This is a genomic window from Haladaptatus sp. AB643 (assembly GCF_024136975.1).
Classification (GTDB): domain Archaea; phylum Halobacteriota; class Halobacteria; order Halobacteriales; family Haladaptataceae; genus Haladaptatus.
Window position 1 is genome coordinate 229490 of sequence record NZ_JAMYJW010000005.1, and the last position, 23953, is coordinate 253442.

Annotated in this window: 20 protein-coding genes; 13 read left to right on the forward strand and 7 right to left on the reverse strand. The window is 54.4% G+C overall.

All coding sequences use genetic code 11. The features are described 5' to 3' along the window. Positions 1–248: 248 nt before the first annotated feature. The 3 genes from NKF25_RS12440 (at position 249) to NKF25_RS12450 (ending at position 3836) form a co-directional block, all read left to right on the forward strand. Positions 249–1163 (forward strand): 2Fe-2S iron-sulfur cluster-binding protein, encoded by a 915-nt coding sequence (locus tag NKF25_RS12440; protein WP_253226989.1) that lies wholly within the window; start codon positions 249–251, stop codon positions 1161–1163. Continuing rightward, the gene (fdhF, locus tag NKF25_RS12445; RefSeq protein ID WP_253226990.1) at positions 1156–3489 is read left to right on the forward strand and encodes a formate dehydrogenase subunit alpha; all 2334 of its coding nucleotides are present in this window, start codon (positions 1156–1158) and stop codon (positions 3487–3489) included. Before NKF25_RS12440 ends, fdhF begins: the two co-directional genes overlap by 8 nt. Positions 3490–3677: 188 nt before the next feature. After that, a complete protein-coding gene (locus NKF25_RS12450; protein ID WP_253226991.1) occupies positions 3678–3836 on the forward strand; it encodes a hypothetical protein in 159 nt (52 codons plus the stop codon). Between the two features lie 280 nt (positions 3837–4116). Here NKF25_RS12450 and NKF25_RS12455 read toward each other — a convergent pair whose 3' ends face one another. Together NKF25_RS12455 and NKF25_RS12460 are read right to left on the reverse strand one after the other, a co-directional pair. Then, positions 4117–4326: a hypothetical protein gene (locus NKF25_RS12455; RefSeq protein ID WP_253226992.1), complete on the reverse strand. Its 210-nt coding sequence runs from the start codon at positions 4324–4326 to the stop codon at positions 4117–4119. Positions 4327–4661: 335 nt separating this feature from the next. Beyond that, the gene (locus tag NKF25_RS12460) at positions 4662–5927 is read right to left on the reverse strand and encodes a sulfite oxidase (RefSeq protein WP_253226993.1); all 1266 of its coding nucleotides are present in this window, start codon (positions 5925–5927) and stop codon (positions 4662–4664) included. Between the two features lie 260 nt (positions 5928–6187). Between NKF25_RS12460 and NKF25_RS12465 the strand changes: the two genes are divergently transcribed. Then, positions 6188–6844: a dihydrofolate reductase family protein gene (locus NKF25_RS12465; RefSeq protein WP_253226994.1), complete on the forward strand. Its 657-nt coding sequence runs from the start codon at positions 6188–6190 to the stop codon at positions 6842–6844. A gap of 157 nt (positions 6845–7001) precedes the next feature. On the opposite strand, the gene NKF25_RS12470 is transcribed toward NKF25_RS12465, so the two are convergent. Further along, positions 7002–8018, reverse strand: a complete 1017-nt coding sequence (locus tag NKF25_RS12470) for an NAD(P)-dependent alcohol dehydrogenase (protein WP_342766324.1) — start codon at positions 8016–8018, stop codon at positions 7002–7004. A gap of 760 nt (positions 8019–8778) precedes the next feature. On the opposite strand from NKF25_RS12470, the gene NKF25_RS12475 reads away from it, so the two are divergent. Further along, complete coding sequence (locus NKF25_RS12475; protein ID WP_253226996.1) at positions 8779–10200, forward strand: right-handed parallel beta-helix repeat-containing protein; 1422 nt, start codon at positions 8779–8781, stop codon at positions 10198–10200. 201 nt (positions 10201–10401) lie between these two features. Here NKF25_RS12475 and NKF25_RS12480 read toward each other — a convergent pair whose 3' ends face one another. Continuing rightward, positions 10402–11490 (reverse strand): TrmB family transcriptional regulator, encoded by a 1089-nt coding sequence (locus tag NKF25_RS12480; RefSeq protein ID WP_342766325.1) that lies wholly within the window; start codon positions 11488–11490, stop codon positions 10402–10404. A gap of 158 nt (positions 11491–11648) precedes the next feature. Here NKF25_RS12480 and NKF25_RS12485 point away from each other — a divergent pair, with 158 nt between their 5' ends. From NKF25_RS12485 to NKF25_RS12505, 5 genes are all read left to right on the forward strand, one after another. After that, positions 11649–13028, forward strand: coding sequence for an extracellular solute-binding protein (locus NKF25_RS12485; protein ID WP_253226998.1), 1380 nt, complete (start codon positions 11649–11651; stop codon positions 13026–13028). 100 nt (positions 13029–13128) lie between these two features. Continuing rightward, positions 13129–14076 (forward strand): sugar ABC transporter permease, encoded by a 948-nt coding sequence (locus NKF25_RS12490; protein WP_253226999.1) that lies wholly within the window; start codon positions 13129–13131, stop codon positions 14074–14076. 1 nt (position 14077) lies between these two features. Continuing rightward, positions 14078–14938, forward strand: coding sequence for a carbohydrate ABC transporter permease (locus NKF25_RS12495; protein WP_253227000.1), 861 nt, complete (start codon positions 14078–14080; stop codon positions 14936–14938). 79 nt (positions 14939–15017) lie between these two features. Further along, on the forward strand, positions 15018–16166 hold the full coding sequence (locus tag NKF25_RS12500; protein ID WP_253227001.1) for an ABC transporter ATP-binding protein: 1149 nt from the start codon (positions 15018–15020) through the stop codon (positions 16164–16166). Next, complete coding sequence (locus tag NKF25_RS12505; RefSeq protein WP_253227002.1) at positions 16163–17200, forward strand: Gfo/Idh/MocA family oxidoreductase; 1038 nt, start codon at positions 16163–16165, stop codon at positions 17198–17200. Before NKF25_RS12500 ends, NKF25_RS12505 begins: the two co-directional genes overlap by 4 nt. A 126-nt stretch (positions 17201–17326) precedes the next feature. Here NKF25_RS12505 and NKF25_RS12510 read toward each other — a convergent pair whose 3' ends face one another. After that, complete coding sequence (locus NKF25_RS12510; protein ID WP_253227003.1) at positions 17327–18637, reverse strand: aspartate aminotransferase family protein; 1311 nt, start codon at positions 18635–18637, stop codon at positions 17327–17329. Between the two features lie 242 nt (positions 18638–18879). Here NKF25_RS12510 and NKF25_RS12515 point away from each other — a divergent pair, with 242 nt between their 5' ends. Both NKF25_RS12515 and NKF25_RS12520 read left to right on the forward strand, forming a co-directional pair. Further along, positions 18880–20325, forward strand: coding sequence for an NAD-dependent succinate-semialdehyde dehydrogenase (locus NKF25_RS12515; RefSeq protein ID WP_342766330.1), 1446 nt, complete (start codon positions 18880–18882; stop codon positions 20323–20325). A 197-nt stretch (positions 20326–20522) separates the two neighbouring features. Then, the gene (locus NKF25_RS12520) at positions 20523–21920 is read left to right on the forward strand and encodes an APC family permease (protein WP_253227005.1); all 1398 of its coding nucleotides are present in this window, start codon (positions 20523–20525) and stop codon (positions 21918–21920) included. 49 nt (positions 21921–21969) lie between these two features. On the opposite strand, the gene NKF25_RS12525 is transcribed toward NKF25_RS12520, so the two are convergent. Beyond that, positions 21970–22464, reverse strand: coding sequence for an Lrp/AsnC family transcriptional regulator (locus NKF25_RS12525; RefSeq protein ID WP_253227006.1), 495 nt, complete (start codon positions 22462–22464; stop codon positions 21970–21972). Between the two features lie 517 nt (positions 22465–22981). On the opposite strand from NKF25_RS12525, the gene NKF25_RS12530 reads away from it, so the two are divergent. Then, positions 22982–23356, forward strand: coding sequence for a HalOD1 output domain-containing protein (locus tag NKF25_RS12530; RefSeq protein WP_253227007.1), 375 nt, complete (start codon positions 22982–22984; stop codon positions 23354–23356). Positions 23357–23423: 67 nt separating this feature from the next. On the opposite strand, the gene NKF25_RS12535 is transcribed toward NKF25_RS12530, so the two are convergent. Then, positions 23424–23663, reverse strand: coding sequence for a hypothetical protein (locus NKF25_RS12535; RefSeq protein ID WP_253227008.1), 240 nt, complete (start codon positions 23661–23663; stop codon positions 23424–23426). Between the last annotated feature and the right edge of the window lie 290 nt (positions 23664–23953).

The window sequence follows — 23953 nt, forward strand, 5'->3', positions numbered from 1 at the left end:
ACGAACGACGACCACCGAACGATGGAGGATGGCTGAACGTGTGCCTGGGGAAAGATACCTATGGTTTCTGGAAACCGCATTCAAATATATCCAATATTATATTGGTTATAGACAATAATTCTGCCATCATAGCTAAGTAAATTCCCGAGTGAATTTCAATCGATTGCATTACCTAATGGAACCCGAGTTACGTTCATCTGAGAAGGCAGGAGAGTTTCGAGGAGGAAACAGCAATACCCCGAGGGAAAATGAGTTCTGATTCCATTTGGGAAGATTCCCACGACGGTCCCGACCTTCCGCTGAATGACTATATCCAGACAGGGACAGCGAACGACCCAGTCGTCGAGACTTCGGAAAGTGCGAGAATCACCATCAACGGTGAAACAGTAACGGTGGAGGAAGGGGGAACGCTTCTCGACGCCATCAAGCAAACTGACGCTGAAGAGAATGTTCCGGCACTTTGCTCCTACGATGGAGACGACCGAATCGGTCCGCGAAGCGAGTGTCGGACATGCATGGTCGAAACAGAAAATCATGGTATCGTTCCATCGTGTAGCTTCCCGGCAGAGGACGGTATGGTCGTTCGAACGGATGCCGAAGTAGCAGCAAACGCACGTGACGTGAATCTCGATCTTCTGCTTTCGGACCATAACCTTCGGTGTACGACCTGCGGAAAGAACGGTCGATGTGAGCTTCAGGATGTTTCTATTGAAAACAACGTCGTCGAGCCACGATACGGTGTCCTCGACGACCGTGATGAGTACGAACCACTGGACGAGTCATCACCATTCATTCAAATCGACCGCAACAAGTGTATCCTCTGCAATCGTTGCGTCGAAGCCTGTAACGATGTGCAGGTGGAAGGGGTGTTGCGGATAGAAGGGAACGGGGACGACACACGAATCGGGTTCCAGAATGGCATGGAGACGATGATGGAATCGACGTGTGTCTCCTGTGGTCATTGTGCGACTGTTTGTCCAACCGGTGCGCTTGTCGAACAAAAAATGACCGACGTTGCGACGATTCCGATTCCTGGGTTCACACAGGAGAACAGCATCGGCAAGACCATTGGCGACGATTATGAGCATCAATCTCGGCAGATGACGCCGATGAAAGAACACCGAAAACAGCGCAAAGGAGGTGCCGAATTCGACGATGACTGATGACGATACTGAAAAGAAAGGCGTCGCAGGCTTCATGTCTAGAGCGAAAGAACAGGCCCAATCCACAACGGAAAAACTCGAAGACGGCAGTGCTTTTGAAGCCCTCGAACACGCTGCCGAAAGCTTCGCCGCGAACACGATGTCCGAGGGGAAGTTGTTCGAGACGGCTGACGCGGTAAGCGACTACCGACTCAAGGATGTCGATGTGACCGACACGACGTGTGGTTACTGCGCTGTCGGCTGTCGGTTCGATATCTATTCGAAGGATGGCGAAGTTCTCGGCGTGCGTCCGAACCCCGAAAAAGCACCGATAAATGGAATTTCGACCTGTGTCAAAGGAAAGTTCAGCTATGAGTACGTCAATAGTGAGGACAGACTTACCCAGCCGCTTATAAAGGAGAACGGTGAGTTCCGGGAAGCCTCATGGGACGAGGCGATCAAACGCATCGTCGCGGAACTCGGGAGGATCAAAGAGCGACACGGGGCTGACGCACTGGGCGTTATCTCTTCGTCTCGGACCTCGAACGAGGCAAACTACTTGATGCAGAAGTTCGCCCGGCAAGTACTCGGAACGAACAACATCGATAACTGCAACCGGCTCTGTCACTCGCCGACCGTCGCGGGACTGTCGCAAACGGTAGGATTCGGGGCTGCCTCGTCAGGAATCGATGCGTTCGAGAATGCCGACTGTTACGTCATGGCGGGGTCGAACACGACGGAAGCTCACCCGGTCCTAGCGACCAAAATCAAACAGAATATCAAGGATAACGGCGCAGACGCGTTCGTCTTTGACCCACGGAAGATCCAGATGGCCCAATTTGCCACGCAATATTCCCGCGTGAAACCCGGCTATGACACTGTTTGGATCAACGGATTGACCCGATACATTATCGAAAACGATCTGCACGACGAAGAGTTCATCGAGGAACGAACGGTCGGCTTCGAGGAGGTGAAAGAAGGTGTTGAGAAGTTCACGCCTGAGTTCGTTGAAGAGAAGACGAACGTTCCACCGGAGGAACTGAAAAACGCTGCGGAAACCATCGCCAAGGCCGACTCGTGTGTGTTCTGCTGGACGCTCGGGCTGACCGAACATAGCCACGGCACCGAGAACGTCATTTCCATGGCGAACCTTGCGCTCGTCACCGGCCACGTTGGAACGGAAAAATCGGGGCTTGCACCGTTCCGTGGTCAGAATAACGTCCAAGGTGGGGGTGGTGACATGGGACCAACACCTGGAAACTTCCCGGGGTATCAGAAAGTAACAACTGACGAAACTCGAGAGAAGTTCGAAGATGCCTACGGCGTTGACCTTCCGGATAAGCGGGGCCTCACTGTCACCGAACAGTTCCTCGCGGCCGACGATGACGAAATACGTGGGATGTTCGTGCAGGGGGAGAATCCCATTTACTCGGAACCCAATCTCAATCACACTGACGAGATCATCACTGGACTGGACTTCCTCGCCGTACAGGATATCTTCCTCACCGACACCGCAAAGCATGCAGATGTCGTCCTCCCTGCAAACGCGTCGGTCGAGACGAACGGGACATTTACGAGTTCCACCCGTCACGTTCAACTCGTTAAACGGGCGGTCGATCCACCTGGCAACGCGAAACCCGACTGGGAGATCACTCAAAAACTCGCTAAACGATTCGGCTACGACTGGGGATTCCGGAACCCGAGCGAGATAATGGACGAGATCAACGAACTCACGCCGATTTACGCTGGCATCACACACGAACGGCTTGAGACCGAAGGGAGTATCCCGTGGCCGTGTTGGGATGAAGACCATCCTGGTACACCGAACCTGTATTTGGACGAGTTCAACACGGACGATGGAAAGGCCCACATGTTCCCGACCGATGTCTCAGGCCCGGTCGAAGCAGACATGGACGACGAGGAATTCCCGCTGGCGTTGACGACGGGTCGCGTCCTTTATCAGTATCACACCGGGACGATGAGCAACCGGGAACCCGGAATTCGATCGTATACGGATGAACTGTTCGCCGAAATCCACCCCGCTACGGCGGAGAAACTCGGTATCTCCGACGAAGAATACGTCAAAGTGACGTCTCGAGCGGATTCGATTACGGTACTGGCACAGGTAACCGAACGGCCAAGCGAAGACGTAATATTTGTGCCGATGCACTATTTCGGCGACGACGGTATTGCCAACAGGTTGACCGATGCAGAACACTTGGATCCACAGGCTCACGTCCCCGAGTACAAAGTTACCGACGTACGTATCACGCCGGTTGAATCGGAGTCGGCACAATCCGCTCCCAACCCCGTCGCTGCCGATGGGAATGGACAAAACGATAACTGATAGTCAGATTATAGCGACGAAACCACCGAGTAGAGATCGTTTAAACGTGTCGAATCTCTAGTGACATTCAGGCATACATTGACGACGGTTTTGACACTCGGCTCCAGCCCCCCTTTCGCAAACTAGGGTAACGCTTGTCCTCCTTTCTGGCTCCCTTGTACGCGGATATAAAGTGCTGATTTATTTGTGTGTCATACCTGTGTCACGACGAGTCACGAACGCTGTCGGTCGATAACGCGACGGGCGTCGGTGGTCATCACATCGAGATGATGTTCGCCCACCTCGACTTAGCCAGGTGGATGCAAGTCCACGAAGCCAACGGGGAAGTAGCGGAGGGAGGACGCTGATTAAAGCGTTGTACTCACGGAGGTTCGCAGAACCCCTTCTTCGGTGACGTCGCCACCCGAGATTCACACCACATTGCCGGTGAAACATGGTAGTGTGTCGGTTACGGTAGAATGCGTCTGATCTTGCGAACACGAGGGGGTCGCAACCGCGACCCCCTCGATTACAATATTACCCTCACCACCGACAATCGAAGTCGGCTTGATTGAAAGAGAACCGAAGTATTCCGAACTGACGAGCCAACGGCTGAATACGATCCCTCGTTGTCCATTCTAATCGGGGTCAAACTGAGTCCGTAGTGGGTTCTCCCCCGTCTTCGGTATCTTTCCGAGACCCGCCTTGGCTGTTCTTTTGCTTGTATTCTCGCCACTCGTACCAGAGGACGAGGAGGGTGAGGCTGATCAACGCGCCTATCCTCTGTCCGTTGACAATACTCCCGACGAGACTGAAAATCAAGAGGAATTTCACTACCCCGCTAGTCGTGATGTTCATACTATCAATTCCAGTTCATCCTCTAAATATGTGATCGTCAGTAAAACGATTTGGAGCTAAGTTCGTCAATCCTCGTGATTCCGCAGTTTGACGAGATTCTTGCGACCGGTATCCCTGCGCTCCCCAAAGGATCGGTTATCTATGCGCTCCTATTTATGGCGTTGATGGTGGTGCAGGTCCACGAACTTCTCCCCCTAATCGATTCAATTATCTACTCACGTCTTTACTCGTGATTCAGAGTGTGGGACCTAGTCTGTCGGCCCCGAAGTGGCGATGGGCCACTCTAACCCGCATACTGAATTTGCCGACGGGAATTGACAAGCTACATCACAGCTTCAATTTTCATGTTGAGAGTGTTCATCCGATTTGCGGACTTCGACAGTTACAGCGTTCGGTTCGTAGGCGTTCGCGGCGTACCCACCTTCGTTCCAAGGGAAGTTGTCCCCATCGAGGCCATCGTGCCACCCATCCGGATCGGAGATGTGTTCGGGTTGCCGTCGGCCGAGTTCATCCGTCGCACGCGACATGAGGACATGTTGTCCTGGTGTGGCGTTCCAATCGTACCGAAATAGCCGCCATGCACCGTCATACGCAGGGCCGAATAGTTCCGCGTCGTTCCACGTCTCGCCATCGTCAGTTGAAACCTCCACGCGTTCGACTGCGTTATCCCCCGCCCAGGTAACACCGCGTACTTCGACCGGCTCGGTTTGTGCTGGGATGTTTGACTCGCCATCCGGTGTCCCGATCACTGACATCACGTTTGTGTCGAACGTATACGGGTATTTGACGCCATTCTCTAGTTGGTCCCACGTGTCCCCTGTATTGGCAACCTCATTCGTGTCGGGCTCGATTCCCTGTGGGTGCAAGCGATAGGCGACTTGTTGCCAAAACGCATGTTCTCCCGGTCTATCGAGAGAACCCTCGACCACCATGGAATCCATGATCTTGAGCTCATCGACCCACTTCACGTTGTTAACGCCATACCAGCCGGGAACGATCAGTCGAACCGGATAGCCGTGTTCTCGTGGGAGCGGTTTGCCGTTCATTTCGTAGGCGAGGATGCAGTCGTCGAACACCTTCGTGAGAGGTATCGAACGAGCGAACACGTCGTCGCCATCCGATGGATCACCTCCGATAGCAGTGAGCCACTTTTCAGCAGGTGATTTTATTCCGTTCGCGTGGAGAATCGAACGGACAGGAGTTCCAGTCCAGACAGCGGTCGCTCCGGCTTCGAAACCCCACTGTACGCTGCCAGTTTCGGGTCGATGTTGGCCGCGACCGTTGCCCGCACATTCCATCGTGTGTGCTACCGCAACCCTCGGAAACTCGTTGATGATGTCGGACAGCGAGAGTTCGGCGTCGACGTGACCAGTGAGGGAGATGGTCCATGTATCAGCATCGATGTCCGGAATATCGTTTCGATGGCAGACGAAGTGTTCTTCGATCGGCGTCAACCAGTTAGCGAAAGTACGTCGGTGAGCGGCACCGACAACCGTGTACTTATCCGCTTCATCTCGGACCTCCGTTACGCCACCATCTTTTGTCTTTAGTATCTCCTCGATCTCCTCGTGACGACTTTCCCGTGGAGTTTCGGTTGCCATGCTAGTCTTTCACAATCGGTTGGTTATTATCATTTTCGCCGGAGCGAATCACCAGTTACTGCGTGGTTTCACTGAATATCGAGACGGTCTAGCGTATGAAGGAGAAACCGGACCGCTTCCCGGGAAACGCACCGGAGTAGCACGTCGGAGACTGTACAAATGAGGAAAAAGCCCAACTATCGAATATCGTTATCGCAGGAATACATCGACTTGCTGAGCCACAACGGTCTTGCAGGAATATAGCGATTGATGTCCCTATAATGAGCGAGACAAACACGGACGAAGAAACGGGAAAAATCGTGGTAGGAACGTTCTTGACACTCGATGGAGTGATGCAGGCACCAGGTGGTCCAGAGGAAGACCGTGACGGTGGCTTCGAGCATGGGGGGTGGTCGGTCAACTACTGGGATGAGAAGATGGGAGAAGTCATGGACGATCAATTCGCGGAGACCGATGCGCTGTTGCTCGGCAGAAAAACGTACGAGATCTTCGCCGCCCATTGGCCCAACGTCGATGCGGAGGGTGACCCCATGACAGAGAAGTTGAATAACATGCCCAAATACGTTGCCTCCAGAACCCTCGATGCGGTGGAATGGAACAACTCGACGCTCCTTTCAGGCGATGTCGCGGAAGCCATCGAGGACCTCAAGGACGAACGCGGGGACGTGATTATGGTGCAGGGGAGCCACGATCTGATCCAGACCCTGCTTGCACACGATCTAGTCGATGAGTTCTGGCTCTGGATCTTCCCCCTAGTTTTGGGAGACGGGAAACGGTTGTTCGAGGGCGGAACGATTCCAGCAGCCCTCGTGCTGACGACTGCCGAGACGTCGAGTACGGGAGTCCAAATGCTCCGATTCGACCGAGCAGGGGAGATCGATTATGGTTCGTTCGCTGTGGATGATGAAACGGAGTAGTTGCCCCAACTTTCGAATCACGGAGTGGAATTGATCATCAGTTACGAAGAAATGACGACCAGCGTCGAAAGGGATATCCGTGGAAGTCTTAACGTATCATCGCACGAGATTCGCGATAAGGGAGTAAACCACGTCGATGTTAGTATTGAATACTAACTTATGACAGTGTAATGACGACGTTCCCTGTTTTGTGCCCCGTATCGACGTATCGGTGAGCGTCCGCGATTTCGTCCAGCGAGTACCGTCTGTCGATCACCGAGTGGATTTCTTCGGCTTCGATAAGTTTCCTCAAGGACTGGAGATGGGCGACCTTCTCTTCCGGTGATTTCAACCCGGTGGCGGTGAAGACTGCCCGTTTACTGCCGGATAGCTTTGTCCACCCCATCTGGAACAGGATCGCCGGTGACGGAACCGTCGTCATATAGATCCCACCTCGCTTGAGCGAGTCTTCACACCGCGAATACGAACTCTTGCCTACCGTGTCGAATATGATGTCGTATTCCTTGCCGAGCGTAGTGAAGTTCGTTTGCGTATAGTCGATGACCGTATCGGCACCGAGCGATTTCACCAGGTCAACGTTTTTCGTACTGCAGACGCCGGTGATCTCGGCTCCGAAGTGGTTGGCGAGCTGGACCGCAAAGGTCCCGATCGATCCGGATGCCCCGTTGATGAGGATCGATTGGCCACGCTGAATATCCGCCGTATCTCGAAGGAATCCCATCGCCGTGAGTGCTCCATCACAAACTGCGGCAGCTTCGCTATCGCTCATATTCGACGGCATTACCGCAAGCGCTCCATCTTCGGGGAGACAGATGTACTCGGCATGCGCACCACTATCGGGAGCAGCGGTTCCAAACACTCGATCGCCTTCACCAAATCGTGTGACGTCGCTACCGACTGCCTCGACCTCTCCGGCGAGCACGTCTCCCAGAATGGAGTTCGGCTTCGTGAGCCCGCTGAAGAATCGCACGACAAACGGTTTGCCTCGCCGAAAGGCAGAATCCGACGGTCCAACCGTCGTTGCGGCGATCCGTATCAGTACCTCGTTATTCTTGGGTGTCGGTTTTGCGACCTCTGTAACACGGAGAACATCTGGGGATCCGTATTTCGTCGCCACGACGGCTTTCATTCGAGGACCTGCCAGAGCCGATCGTTCGGTGGTACTGGTGGACATTTTGACCCCTTATACGGCAGCGAACCTCCTAAACTAGTAGTTATGTCATTTGAATTGCATAACATAACGAGGGTGTGCGGAAGCCGAGATTGCTGCTCTCAACGCACTAGGGAGTGAACGCTCACCACGTTGCTTCGTTTCGATGGACTACCGAGATCAGGCGTTGAGTGGGAAAAATTGTGAGCCAGTGAAGGCAGACGATAGGACGACATCTGCTTCGGGCGTGGACGACAGGCAAACGTCCTGAGTGGTGTTTTTCTAAGTCAATACGACGCATATGCATGTGGCATGCTATCACACTTAACTATTTCTATCAGACAGAGGCTCTTTGAACGAAGAACGAATCACGGCGATGTGAGCTGGATTGGCAGTTCGTTTTCCGACTGCATCGTATCTCTGGCCGAACCGAAACACGGTCTCCAATCATCAGTGCATCGTCCACTCACGACCAATTGGTGTGAATACCAACGTTGCCACAAGCCCTCATCATCGAGCCATCCGAGAAAGACACTGATGACCACATCACGGAGATGTACGGAGAAGAGAATTATATGAACCAATGGTCATCCCCGACGATAGTCCCACATGGTTTGGAAATTCAGTTTTTATATTTTTTACTATAATTGAAATAATCTGGGCATAAAATCTTAAACTCCTCTCTATGGGTATTCTCGTGATGGCTCCAGACCGACAGAAACAGACTAAAACAAACCGTCGTTCGTATCTCAAACTGGCCGGTGTCGCTGTAGGCTCGACTGCAATGGTTGGCGAAAGCGTGGCCGCGACGTCCGGTCTTGAAGACCAGTACGAGACGGTAATCGACGTCACGGATGAAGGAGTAGATCCGACCGGGGACGAATCGATTTCACCGATCATCGAAGAGTTAGCGGGGAGCGATACGCTGTTACAATTCCCGAGTGGGGAGTACTACATCGATAAGCGGATTCGCGTCACCGGTTGCGATAACTTCGCCATGGTCGGAGACGACGCGACCCTAATTCCGGCATCGTTCAGTGAATTCGACGATAACGGCGACTGGGATTACAAATTGTTCCGACTGGGGGTCGAATACGACCCCGTGACGAACCCCCGGGTGGAGAATTTCACGGTCGATATGAGCCGTGAGAATACCGGCGTTCGAGTTATCGAAGCGGCCGCCGACGATGGATTGGTCGTCCGTGACATCGACGTCATCGGCACTCACGATAGCGGCGCCTGGGGACCCGGACGGTTCGTCATTACAGAACCCGACGGCACGGGACTCGTCGAACGGTTTTCGGCACCCGACGGTGCAGTTGCGACGGTGAATGCACCGGGAGACAAACTAGAGTGGGGACCGACTGGAATACTGTGTAATCAGAACGCGGGGACGATGACTTTCCGCGACTGCGTTCTCGGGTCGTTCCCGGACCACGGACTGTATGCGTCCAATGGCACGGGGTCCGTTCACGTCGAAGGCGGCCGCTTCCAGAACAGTCTGGGGGCGAACGTCCGCATCGGTGGGACAGAAAGCACCGTCAAGGACGCGACCATCATCGTCGACCAACAAGACGGGTTCGGGCGTGCCCAACAGGGCCTTCGATTCGATAACGGCGGCTATGTCGTCGCATCAAACCTCGATATCAAATCGAACGTTTCCGAAAGCCCGGCCGTTTGGATCGACGAAAGTACCGACCGAAGCGATCTCAATAATAGCACCATCACGGTACGAACCGACGATGCAGTCTCCGCGATAATGGTTCGCCCGGGGTCGGGAGCAGCCTTCATCCAGCGCTGTGATGTCACACACGAAGCGGGTGGCGGTGCGGCAATAAAAATCAGTGACGGTGAGAAACGAGTGAAACTCTTGGATACCAGCGTCACAGGACAAGCGGCTGCGAACGGTACGTATAGCGCGATCTACAATGATCGCGATAACTCCATCTTCCACGGTCTTACCGTCGATCACGGCGGCGACGCTGGCCGCCATGCACTGACCAACGACGGCACGAACTGTGTGATTCGTGGCGGGCAGTACGTGTCTGAAAGCCATGCGCTCGTCGAAAGCGGCGATGGGACACTGATCGAGGACGTCTCTGCTCGCTCGGAGTCCGGGAAACCAGCCCTACAAATCACCGAGAACGCGGAGGACCTCACGCTCAAGGACAACGATTTCGACGGCGGCGTCGAAGACGACCGATAAGCGGGCACCACCGGAGACGAACGAATCTTCGATCGGTCGTCGAAACGAAGGACGTCAAACACCTCGCAGGAATTATCTTTTTCGGGAACGATACACGAGGAACGGCCAGGGACAACAGTTGTAGCGACGAGCAGTCTCCCCCGCTTTTGGTGAGGACGATACACATCGATCGACGACTGGACACCGCTCCAACGAATCCGGTTAATCTGTATATTCGATGGACTCGATCGTCAATCGCTCCAGTTCGATGTCTTCCACTTGTGGGAGCCACCCACCGATACTGTGAGTGGTTTCCCCATCGTCGACGAATATCGAGACTTGACCTGACACTTCACAGAGTGCCGGGTAGGTGTTGTCGGTCGTCGGTCCCGAGAAAATCAGGTCGGTAACCCGTCCGGAGACGTGTCGTTCTTCCCCCGTCACCCTGTCGTATCCTCGTGCCGTTAGCTGAATCGTCGCCCCTTCGTGGAACAGTGGTGCGATATCGGCCACGCACTGACGGATGTTTACGTAGGTAAGTGGTGGTGAAGCGTCGTGCACCGAGTAGATCGTTTCGAACGAGTCCCACAGTGTCGTCTGAAAGTACCAGTGAAAAACGTAGGTGAGTTGCCGATTATCCGCGATGATGCCGAATTCCGTTCCGCTCCCGCGTTGTGGAGCGAAACAGACTCTCGAATGGTCGACGATGACGACGAACGGTGTGAGGAATTCTCGATAGCACACTTCCGATGTCGTATTCTCGAAGTCGAGGTAGTCATCGGGGGGGAGCGAACCGTCCATCGACGGAGAGAGGGACAGTTTGATGAAAATATCACGGTCGTGAGCTTCGTGGAGCACGGGACGGAGTTCGTGGAACTGTTCGGGTAGTACGGCTAACCGGACCTCGTTTTCGGCGGTTCGGATGTACTGTCTGGCACGTTCGATTACGGTTTCGAGTCGTTTAACGACGGTCAGATCATTCTCGGTGAGTTCGGGTTCGTCCCACAAGTCGTCCAGTTCGTCGGCCGTATCGGCGAACGATTCGGCCCGTTGGCGTAGGTCCGCAATGACCGCATCCGGGTCTAGGACTCGTGCTCGTAGATTGTCCTGTTTATAGATCTCGACGTGACCATCGGATTCGAGATCCCTGAGCACGTCGTAAACACGTGATTTCGGCACATTGCTCGCATTTGCAAGGTCAATTGCCGAGGCGGATCCCCGTTTCAAAATTTCCAAATAAACTTCGGCCTCGTACTGTGTGAAGCCTGCATTCTGTAGTGCTTGTAAGGATACAGTCTGCTCCATTAGCATAGACGGATTACAATTGAGCGGGTAAATGGATTACTACTGCAGTGAGTAGTTGGTCAATTCACCGAAGAAGTGGTTGTTAGTTCTATTCACTAAGTGAGTTATTACACCAGGGAAAAATTAATATAGTATAATGTCGATTTGGATTCTTGTAGTACGACATGCGCAAACAAACCACATCCGAAAGTCTCGATCGGCGAACCGCACTAAAGCTAAGCGCTACGACGGGGTTGAGTGCCTTTCTCGGCAGTGTTGCTGGCTGTCTCGGTGGGAGCGGGTCCGATGGATCCTCCGGGAAGTTGGTGACGAAAGACCACATCGGAGCGAGCGACCCGAAAACGTCGCTCACCTACTGGATGCTCCCTGATGCGTCACACGTTTCTACGGAAAACGAGGAATCGGCAACGGTCATCGAGGGGTTCTTCAAAACGTGGGCGAAGGATCACTCCGACGCCGGTATCGACATCGAATATCAGACGAACCTCGAGCAGATGAAAACGAAACTGCTTCAGGTCGCCGCCAGAGGGAGCGCGCCATCGATGTCGCAGGTCGACTCCTTCTGGGTGCCTAGCTTCTACGATAAACTCCAACCGGTAACTGACGTGATCGACGACCCCGACGACTGGTATCCGTTCGTCAAGGACGTGATGGTCAAGGGAGGTGAATGGAAATCCGTGTGGAAAAACACCGACTGTCGAGCCTTGTACTACCGACAGGATTTGATGGACAAGTACAACGACGGAAACCCACCGGAGACGTGGGACGAACTCATCTCGGTCGGAAAAACCATCAAACAGAAGGAGAACATGAACGGGTACATGTACAACGGGGGCAAGTGGGAGGCGACGACGTTCGATAACTTGGCCATGTTCTGGGCACAGGGCGGTGACCTCGTGAACGACCAGGGGAAACCCGTCCTGGGAGAGGACGCGAACAAGAAAGCGTTGCTCAACGTGTTCGACTTCTTCAAGCGTACCATCGATTCCGGGGTGACGCCGAAACGCGTCGCCAACATCAACGACTACGCGCTCCTCCGACAGGCCGCACTGAACGACGAAACGGCGATGTTCCTCGGCGGCAACTGGCAAATTTCGGTGATCAAGCAAAAGGCCGATAAAAATACGTGGAAGAACTGGAAGGTCGCTAAAATCCCCCAGATGAAGGCGGATATGGCAGCGACGGGAACTGGCGGTTGGACCGAGGGCGTATTCGCCACGGACGAATCGAAGCGAAAAGCCGCCGCCGCGTGGGCAGGGATGTACGCCACGAAAGAAAATATGGCCAAGTACTGCAAGGCGTCGGGTAATCTGCCGACCCGAAAATCGGTCTACGAGGGAACGAAATATTTCTCGGAGGACCCGTACATGCAGGTCTACAAGAAACTGCTGGAGGACGGCCGAGCGCGCCCCGGCTATCCGATCTATCTCACCATCTCTTCGGAGTGGCAGGCCGCCGCCGGGAAGGTCATCACGGGGCAGGCTTCCCCCGAAAAAGCGGTGAACACGATGATCAGCAACGTGAATTCCCAATATAATAGCTAAGAGGATGAAGGACATGACAACGTCGATAACCCTCGTGAGAGCGAGGGATAGATCGGTCGATAATCGATGTACGACCCCTCGGCAAGGAGTAATCTGAGCCATGTCGGTAGAATCGAAGCAGTTCTCAGAGCGGGTCCACAGGCTGTTCATTGATGTTACGGATCGCCTCGAACCGATTCAAAATACGCCACTGACGTGGATAATCCCGGCCGTGCTGTTCCTGCTTACGTTCCGGCTCTACCCGCTTCTCGAAGCCATTCGAATGAGCTTCACGAACATGAACCTCATTCAACCGTCGTATCACTACGTCGGGTTCGAAGCTTTCACCCGGGTTGTCTCGGCACCATCATTTTGGACGATGGCACGGGTGACGGTCATCTTCGTCGCCATTAGCGTCGTTCTCCAGATCGTGTTGGGAATGATTCTCGCCCTCGCGATCAATCACGGGGTGAAAAAACACCTGTATGGAAGCGTCACGACCCGCGTCGCCGTATTGTCCGCGTGGGTTATCCCGGGCATCGTGATCGGCATCCTCTGGAAGATCATGTTAATCGAGACCAACTATGGGATCGTGAACTACTTTCTCGTGCAATCGGGATTCCACGTCGTCTCGTTTCTATCGGATCCGCAGATCGCGCTTCTCTCGACTATCGCTGCCAACACGTGGCGAGGCACCGCATTTTCGATGATCATGTTGTACGCCGGTCTCCAGCAAGTACCACAGCACCTGTACGATGCGGCGCGGGTGGACGGGGCGGGACCACTGGAGCGGTTCCGCTACGTCACCCTGCCACAGATAAAACCCGTCGTGTTCATCAACCTGGTTCTGATCACCATCTATACGCTCAACACGTTCGATATGATCATGAGCCTCACGGGAGGCGGGCCCGGGCACGCGACGGAGGTGCTCGCGCTCTTCATGTACGACGAAGGGTTCAAGCAGTTCAATCTGGGACAGGCCGCCGCAGTAGCCGTGATGATGCTGGCAGTAAACGTCGTGATGACCGTCATCTACATGCGCTTGTTTATCAACGAGGAGGAGTTCTGAGATGAGCACGGGAACCAGTGTACGAACGGTAGCCGATGACATCTCGATCACCACTGCGTTCACCTACCTCGTATTCGCGCTCGGGATGATCCTCTTTCTGTTTCCGGTTTTCTGGGTCATCTCGATGAGCCTTCGACTTCCCGGAGAGGTGCTTACCTATCCGGTGCAGTTGATTCCACATCGAATCACCTTCGAACCGTATCGACAGGTGTTACAGGATTCCTCGATGACGACGTGGATCGTCAACTCGTTGAAGATAGCGATACTGGAAGGGGCCGGTATCATCCTCGTGGCGGTACCCGCAGCGTACGGGTTCTCCCGATTCGAGTTCAGGGGGAAGCGACACGCACTGTTCACCATCCTCCTGTTTCAGATGATCTCGCCGGTTGTCATCGTGATTCCACTGTACAACATGATGGACCAGTTGAACCTCCTCGACACGCACTTCGGACTCATCCTGTTGTACATCGGTCTCCAAGTGCCGTTCTCGATTTGGCTCCTGAAAAGCTACTTCGACACCATCCCGTCGGGACTCGACGAGGCGGCACGTGTCGATGGGTGCAACAGGCTACAAACGTTGATCTACATCCTCCTGCCGTCGATGGGCCCCGGAATCGCCGTGGTCGCCATCTTCAATTTCGTCTTTTCGTGGGCGGAGTTCGTGATGGCGTTTACCGTCCTCGGTGATTCGAGCCTGTACACCGTTTCCATCGGCCTGTTTTCCTTCCAGGGACAGTACTCGACTGACTGGCGGGTGATCTCGGCGGCCAGCGTCATCGCGATGTTACCGCTGCTGGTCATGTTCATCGGGCTCCAGCGGTACTTCGTCAAGGGTCTCGTGGAGGGGTCGGTCAAAGGATGATCACCGAACCGTCCACGACGCACGGCAACGATTCGCGGTACGATTACGAAGCGCGGACAGACACGACGGACAGGACATCATGTCAAGCATAAAAATAGAGCATATGACGAAGCAGTATCGAGACACCAACGACGATGGCATCCTCGCAGTGGACGACCTCAACATCGAACTCGCCGACGGCGAGTTTCTCGTTCTGGTCGGTCCCTCGGGGTGTGGTAAATCGACCACCCTCCGCTGTATGGCAGGGCTCGAATCGATGACGTCCGGGGAGATTTACTTCGGAGGTCGAGACGTCACCGATCAGACTCCTGAGGAGCGAAACATCGCGATGGTATTCCAGAATTACGCACTGTATCCGAAGATGACCGCAGAACAGAACATCGGATTTGGACTGAAGATGACGACCACACTCTCGAAGGACGAACGAACCGAACGGGTACGAAAAACGGCGAAGATGCTCGACATCGAGGATTTGCTGGACGACAAGCCCAAAGAGCTATCGGGCGGACAACAACAACGAGTCGCCTTGGGACGTGCGATCGTTCGTGAACCGGAGGTGTTCCTGATGGACGAACCGCTCTCGAACCTGGACGCCAAACTCAGAACGACGATGCGGACGGAGATCCAACAGCTACAGTCGGAACTGGGGGTCACGACGGTGTACGTCACCCACGATCAGACCGAGGCGATGACGATGGGCGACCGGATCGCCGTCCTGAACGGCGGTCGGTTGCAACAGATCGGCACCCCGCTCGAATGTTACTACGAGCCGAAAAACCTGTTCGTCGCGAACTTCATCGGCGAACCTTCGATGAACCTATACCCATTCGAAGTGGACGGGAACGAGTTGATCGGAAACGAGATCCGGTATCCGCTTTCGGACCGCCTCCGTGAGGCGGTCGGGGATCAACAGCGCGTCACGCTCGGAATCCGACCCGAGGACATCGAGATCGCGGAACGGGACGCCCCAGATTCGTTTGCCGGTACCATTCGAGTGGTCGAACCGATGGGGGACCAGAATTTCTTACACCTCTCCGTCAGCGGGCAGGAGATAACGGCCGCGGTTCCTGGCGAGTACGAGGCCGAAGAAGGTACGAGCGTCCTACTCAGGTTCCCGGAAAACAGCGTCCATCTGTTCGCCACGGATGGTGGGGAGGCATTACTCAATTGTGAACGCCATAGCACACGTCTTCCGACGGTTGCAAACACGGAAGGTGAAGCAGCATGACCGTCAAACTCGCCGCGATCGGACTCGGGCAGCTCTGCATGTACGAATTGGATACCTACGATACCATGGAAGGTGTCGAAATCGTCGCCGGTGCGGACATCGCCCCCGATGGACGCGAGCAGTTCGAGGAGCGGTTTGACGGCCCCGCATACGAGGACTACGAGACGATGTTACGAGAGCACGCATCGACCCTCGATGCAGTTACCATCGTCACCCCACACACGCTCCACTACGAACAGGCGATGGCTTGCTTGAAGAACGACCTCCACGTTTTCCTCGAAAAGCCGCTCGTGACGGATGTCGAGGATGCACACGAACTCGTTGCGACGGCGCAACGACGCGACAGGGTCCTCGTCGTCGGCTACCAACGGCACTACCACCCGGTGTATTCGAAGATCAAGGAGATAATCGACAGCGGTCAAATCGGCGACGTTCACACGGTATCCTGTTATATGGGACAGAACTGGATTAGAAAATTCCCGGATGCGTGGCGCACTGACCCCGCCCTCTCGGGAGGGGGCCAGTTGTACGACTCCGGATCGCATCTCATCGATACTCTCCTCTGGACCACTGGGACGACACCCGTCTCCGTTTCCGCCATGATGGACTACGGCGAGTACAGCGTTGACGTGAACAGTTCGTTGGCGCTCCGTCTCGAACGCGATGGACGTCCGGTAACAGCCGGGGTTACGATTACAGCCGATGGCGTTCAAGACCCGAATACCTACGAAGGGCTCAATATATGGGGAACGGAAGGCCGAGTGACATACGGACAGGACGTCTTGACGGTCACTCCACGCGGAAAATCACCGGAACGGATAGAGATCGATGGCGAGGCAGACTTCCAAACACTGCTGGCGAAGAAGTTAGGGGACTTCATCGAAGCTGTCCGCGGTGAACACCCGCCGACGGTTCCGGGATCATTCGGCCAAATCGTCGTCGCGTTGACTGAAGCCGCATACGAATCCTACGAGACAGAATCCGTCGTCGATGTCCGCCCGTATCTCGACGTGGAGTCCGTCGCAGAAATGTAACGGAACATCTCCCTGTACATTTTTCGCGTCGATGGATTACATTTGAGATCAGCGTTCTCTTTGTTACCGACTCCACTCTAGGAGACAGCACCAAGCCACAGGTTGGTTACTGTGTTCTCGTTAGTTTCAGGCGACGTTTTCGAGCGCATCTCGAAGCGCTTCGACCGCATCGCCGAGTTGATCGCGTGAAATCGTGAGCGGTGGCTGGAAACGCATGACGTTTTTGTAGTATCCACCGACACCCATGACGACATTCGACTCTTCCCGGAGGTATCGACCGATCGCGGAAGCCAGTTCACTGTTCGGGCGAGGGGCGACGTTCTGCGGACCCGTCGTCCCCGGTTCGACGAGTTCGATGCCCTGCATCAACCCGAGGCCGCGCGTTTCACCAACCACATCGTAGTCAGCTTCGAGCGTTTCAAGCGCGGATGCGAGCCACTCGCCGTTCTGGCGTGCATTTTGGATGATTCCACCCTGCAGTTCATCGATAGTCGCCAGCGCTGCTGCGCAGGCGACGGGGTTGCCACCGAATGTCGAAAGATGGTCTCCAGCCTCGAACGCGTTCGCAACCTCCTTGGATGCGGTGAACGCGCCAAGCGGGAGTCCGTTTGCGATTCCTTTCGCCTGTGTCAGGATATCCGGCTCGATATCGAAATGGCTGCTCGCGAAGAGCTTCCCGGTACGACCGTAGCCGGTCTGGACCTCATCTGCGATGAGGAGTGCACCGTGGTCGTGAGCGATCGCTTGGACACGCTTGAGCCATGCATTAGAGGGAACGATAATACCGGCTTCACCCATAACGGGTTCGACGACGACTGCCGCGAGGTCACCGCTCGTGTGCGAACCGATGACTCGTTCGAGCTGGTCGGCGCAGCTAGCGTCACACTGCGCGCCGTCACAACGAGGGCACCGGTACGCGTACGGTGGCGCGGTATGAGAAACGTCGTTGATAGTCGGGGCCATATCCTGTTTGTACGCCTTGTTTCCCGTGAGTGCGAGACTTCCAAGCGTGCGCCCATGGAACCCCATTTCGAGTGCGATGACCTCCTTCGATCCGGTGTACTTTCGCGCAAGTTTGATCGCTCCTTCGACCGCTTCCGTTCCGGAGTTACAGAAGAAGCTCTTTTCCAAGTCACCCGGTGTGATATCAGCAATCGTTTCGGCGAGGTCGGCTACCGGCTCGTTCGGGTGAACGTACGAGCAACCGTGGGTGAACTCTTCAAGCTGGGTTTTCGCGGCCTCGACGACGGCTTCGTTTCCATGCCCGACGTTCGTCACCGAGATTCCCGAAAACACGTCGAGATACTCGTTCCCATCGAAATCTTCGAGCGTACAGCCGGATGCTCGCTTGACCGGAACGTTCAGCGACTTCCAGATGGGCATGACGTGGTCGTCGTAGGAGGATTCGATCGACCGATTTGTCTTCTGTTCCTGCATTACGAGATAATCGAGACTGAATCCTAATAAATTATTCCCAACGGAATTCAGTCCAGAAAATACAGCCATTACTGGTTGGTGAACAACACTCGATAGAGGGAGAATCTTCGTATCCGGAACAAAGCAGAGCGAATCGACCGGAATCCTCGACGATTCACACCGCGACTCCAAACCAGACATGGTTCCAATAGAATCAAAATAATGGGATTCAGTTCTACTATTCTTCGAAAAGTGGAACACTTATCACCGGGTGGCGAGACCGTTGGGCCGTACGGGAGTCACGGCCCGTCCATCCCGAACAGACGAAAATGAGATCGATCAACCCAGCAACCGAAGATATCATCGAAACGTACGACGAACACGACGAACCAACGGTCAGCGCCCGATTGGACGAGGCGTGGAAGGAATTCGAATCGTGGCGAACGAAGCCGATCGAACGTCGCGAGGCGCTGCTGGCGGATGTGGCTGACGTGCTGCGCGAGAACGCCGACGAGTACGCGACTCGGATGACCACCGAAATGGGAAAACCCATCGAACAGGCGGTAGCCGAGGTCGAAAAGTGTGCGTGGGTCTGTGAGTACTACGCTGAGCACGCCGCGGAGTTTCTGCAAAACGATCGGATCGGTACCGTTCCCGGTTCGAAAACGTACGTCTCGTATGAACCGATCGGGCCAGTCCTTGCGGTAATGCCCTGGAACTATCCGTTTTGGCAGGTGTTTCGGTTCGCTGCGCCCCACATCACTGCGGGAAACGTTGCAGTTCTCAAACATGCACCGAACGTCTTTGGCTGTGCACGAGCCATCGAATCGGTCTTCGAACGCGCCGGATACCCCAGCGGCGTTTTCACCTCCCTTCAAATTCCCGCCGAACGAGTATCGACGCTCATCGAAGACGAGCGAATTAAGGGGGTGAGCCTGACGGGCAGTACGCGAGCGGGGCGAGCGGTTGCGGAGAGGAGCGGCCACGAACTCAAACCGACCGTCCTCGAACTCGGTGGGAGCGACCCCTTCATCGTGCTCGATGACGCGCCGATCGAACGTGCTGCCAACCAAGGGGCCAACGCTCGAACACAGAACAACGGACAGTCCTGTATCGCGGCCAAGCGGTTCCTGGTACACGAAGCGGTCTACGATGAATTCCTCGAACGGTTTACCGAGGAGATGAGCGCACTCACAGTCGGAGATCCATCGAAAGCGGAAACCGATATCGGGCCGCAAGCCCGAGCGGATCTGTTGGAGTCGCTCCACGAGCAGGTTACGCAGTCCGTCGAGGCCGGTGCGACGCTCCACCTCGGAGGTAAACCGCTCGATCAGCCCGGTCACTATTATCCACCGACGATCCTCACCGATGTGCCGGATGATGCACCGGCAGCGACCGAGGAACTGTTCGGCCCGGTCGCCACCGTCCTCAAAGTCGAAACCGAACAGGAGGCAATTCGTGTGGCGAACGATACCCCGTACGGACTCGGTGCAAGTATCTGGACGAAAGATACCGAGCGCGGCGAAGCACTCACACGGAAGATCACCGCTGGCAACGTTTTCGTCAACCAAGTCGTCGCATCGGACCCACGAGTTCCATTCAGTGGGACGAAGGCCTCGGGCTACGGAACGGAGCTCTCACACCATGGTATCCAAGAGTTCGTCACGAAGAAAACGGTCTGGATCGACGAGGCGTCGGACAGCGTCTAGGTATCGAACTACGCCCTTCCGATCGCCTGTTTTAGCCCACTACATCGGGAGAGAATCCACGGACATCGAGAGTAATCAATTGACTAAGGTTCCCCAGTGACCTACAATATTGGACTGTGTTTATGAATTTCAACGAAAATTGAACACAGAAAGATATATAGTGAGAAAGTTTGACTATGTGAGTGTCGCACATAACCATGACAGATGAACTCTCACGCGTCCTCTCGAAACGCGATGTGTTCGTACTCGCACTCGGCGCAATGATCGGCTGGGGTTGGATCGTTCAGACAGGATATTTCATCGACAAAAGCGGTGTTAACGGAGCGATATCGGCATTCGTTCTCGGCGGGTTCATGGTGGGTGTCGTCTCACTCATCTATGGTGAACTCGCATCGGCGATGCCCGTTGTCGGCGGAGAACACGCCTATAGCATGCGCGCCTTAGGGCCAGCAGGCTCGTTTGCCTGCACGTGGGCGATTATTTTCGGCTACGTTAGCGTCGTCGCATTCGAAGCAGTTGCACTCCCGAGCGCACTTGCATACATCGTCCCCGGGTTCAACGTCTTCCAACTGTGGACGGTCGCTGGTCAACCCGTCTACGCAACGTGGGTTCTCACGGGAGTCATTGGCTCGATGGTTGTTACCTACCTCAATTATCGAGGCGTCCGCCCAGCGGCGCAGTTCCAAGCGATCCTCGCGCTCGTAATCACGCTTTCCGGTGTAACGCTCTTACTCGGGGCGCTGTTCAACGGGACCTCGCCATCGTCACCGCCCTTCGCGAATGCCGGAATCGAGGGCGTGTTTACCGTGGCAATAATGACGCCATTCATGTTCGTCGGATTCGACGTAATCCCGCAGGCAGCGGGCGAAGCCGACGTTTCCCCGAAAACGCTCGGAGGACTTATCGTCATCTCCGTCGCCTGTGCTGCCACGTTCTACATTGCAGTGATTTGGGCAGCAGGTCAGGTTGCTTCAGGGACGACGCTCGTCGAGAGTTCCCTCCCTGCTGCAACCGCGATGGAAATCGCGTTCAACAGCAAAATCATCGGACGAATCATGGCACTCGCCGGTCTCGCCGGTATCCTCACGAGTTGGAACGGCTTCGTGCTCGGTGCTAGCAGAGCGATTTATGCGCTCGCCGAGTCGAACATGCTGCCCGACTCGCTCGGGACGATTCACTCCGAATACAGTACCCCATCGACTGCAATCGTACTCGTCGGAGCGCTCGCTGCACTCGCACCGCTGTTCGGCAAGCAGATGCTGGTGTGGATCGTGAACGCGGGTGGACTCGGGATGGTCACGGCGTGGTTCCTCGTCGTCGTCTCCTTCCTGATCCTTCGATATCGCAACCCCGAACTCGACAGACCCTTCAAGCTCCCAGGTGGATACGTCGTCGGTGGACTGGGATTGGTGTTGACCGTCTTCTTTATCGGTCTCTACCTTCCTGGGTCACCCTCGGCACTCTCGTGGCCCTACGAATGGGCTATCGTCGCCATCTGGTGTCTGCTCGGCGCTGTTCTACTCGCCATCGCTGGTGGGCTTCCCACGCAAAGCGAAGCAAAGGCCCACATGAGTGTTCGCGACTTGGACAAATAGCGTCCCGTCGAATGTAGTTTTCTTCAGTGGCCTTCGAGGTACGTGCTCGCTACGAAAGATCCGGAAGAAGCGCGTCCTTCAGTCCCTCGATGTCGTAGTCGTTGAGCGGATTTGATTCGTCCTTGATCGTCGTGATAACGAACTTCGAACTCGTCCTCGAAATTTCGTCTACATCTTCGAATTCCGAGATGAGTTCTTCGACCATTCCACGGGACGCAAGGTGCGAAATCAGAATGAAATCAGTGTCACCGAGGGTGAAATACACCTGGTTAACGCCGTTTATGTCACCGAGCTTGTCACCGACTTGTCTGTGATACCCGGAGTCGTATTCGGCCCAGACTTCTGTGATGAGGGTGAGGTTGAGTCCTGCTTGTTCGAAGTCGATATCGAAGATTTCGTTCTTGATGATCCCTTCTTCCTGTAACTTTTCGAGACGATAGTGGACAGTCGACTTCGGAATCCCAGTCTCGTCGGCTATTTTGTCAGGGCTCCCCGATTCGAGCGTCCCAATCGCTTTGAGGATTCGAAGATCCTTATCGTCCATAGAACTCAATCAGAAGGGAATCGATATTATTGTTTTGTGTCCAACTACGTCGCTACATCTCGGAGCAGTTGATTTCTTTAACCATCTGGTCATGAAGGGGCCAAATGCAACACCACTAGCTGTATCCTGTCAACGGGACGGTCGTGAATTGCGATACACAAACGTGCTGGCCCCGAATGTTCTCACGCACGCCAGGAAAAATCAGTGAAAGAGTGGATGGCGGGGTGTCCAAAGTGCAACTCACAGACAGCCCGAATATGAATGATTTTTCTGGGTGATGGCACCAGACAACGTGTCCCTGTTGTGGGCTGTGTGAGTGCAGTTACACTGATGGACGAGAACCTAAAGGAGCTACCGTAAGCACAAAATTCGATTTTAGTTTTCGATTGATGGTAGCAGTTCCACACAACTCGACATTGGAACACATACAAAGTAATATACGTCCCCTTGAACGGAATAAACGACAGAAAGTACTTAATAGATCGTCTTCGATATCGAATTTATCCCGGGTATCATAATGGCCCCAGAAACAACCAATTGGTTCGGAAGTGCCACTGAATCATCGAATTCACGTGCCTCAGCACAACAGTATTCGTTGTCCACTACAATCTCTATTACTCCAGATAAATCAGTGGCCGTAGGAATCGTTGAGGCAGTCGTTGAGACGTTAGAACCACAGGGAGGACAGGCATCGCTCAGTCTGTATGAACATGTGAACCCCGATGCACTCAAGGAAATCATCGATACAAGTGCAACCAAGAAGAGCGATGTCGAAGTACGATTTACCTTCGAAGAGCATTTGATCGTCGTCCGAAGTAACGATACGGTTCTCGTCTACGAACCGCTCGAAAAACAACACGAGGAGAGCCGACAACTCGCCCCAAATCCTTGAGAAAGGCAAAGGTTAGGTAAGAACGATCACTTCTAGGACTTTGATTACCTTCCTCTAGGAGACAGCCTCACGCTTCAGCCTCGTAATCGGTGAGTCGAAGCTTGCCCTCAACCTCATAGAGATGACCGTTCTTGTGGAGCCGTTCGACGAGATCCTCGGCAGCAGGCCGTTCAAGATTTTCTTCCTCTTTCAGAATCGTATACGTTTGCTCGTATGTGAGCTTTCCCTCGTCCGGAAGTGCGGTTGCGAGTGCATCGAGTGCTTCTTGGGCAAGTGGGGAGAGTGGCGACGTCCCATTTGAGACCATTCGTACGAAAGGATTCGAGGACACGATAGGTAAACCCTCGGACAGTGTTTACTCGTTACACTCTCTGGCAGAATGTAATAGGGAAAACGAGCAGACGGCGTGGGAGGATGGATGGATGAGTACGAGAACCCACGTCATCTGCTGAGTTCCGCTGATCGCAATTTACGATTAGTACCCGATAGATAAAGAGTTCAGCCAATCAGGGTGGAAGTAAAATACACGATATTACTTGGAAGGGCGTTTGAGGGGACATGGAGGTACTTTTGACGAATCCTCACACCCCTCGTTTT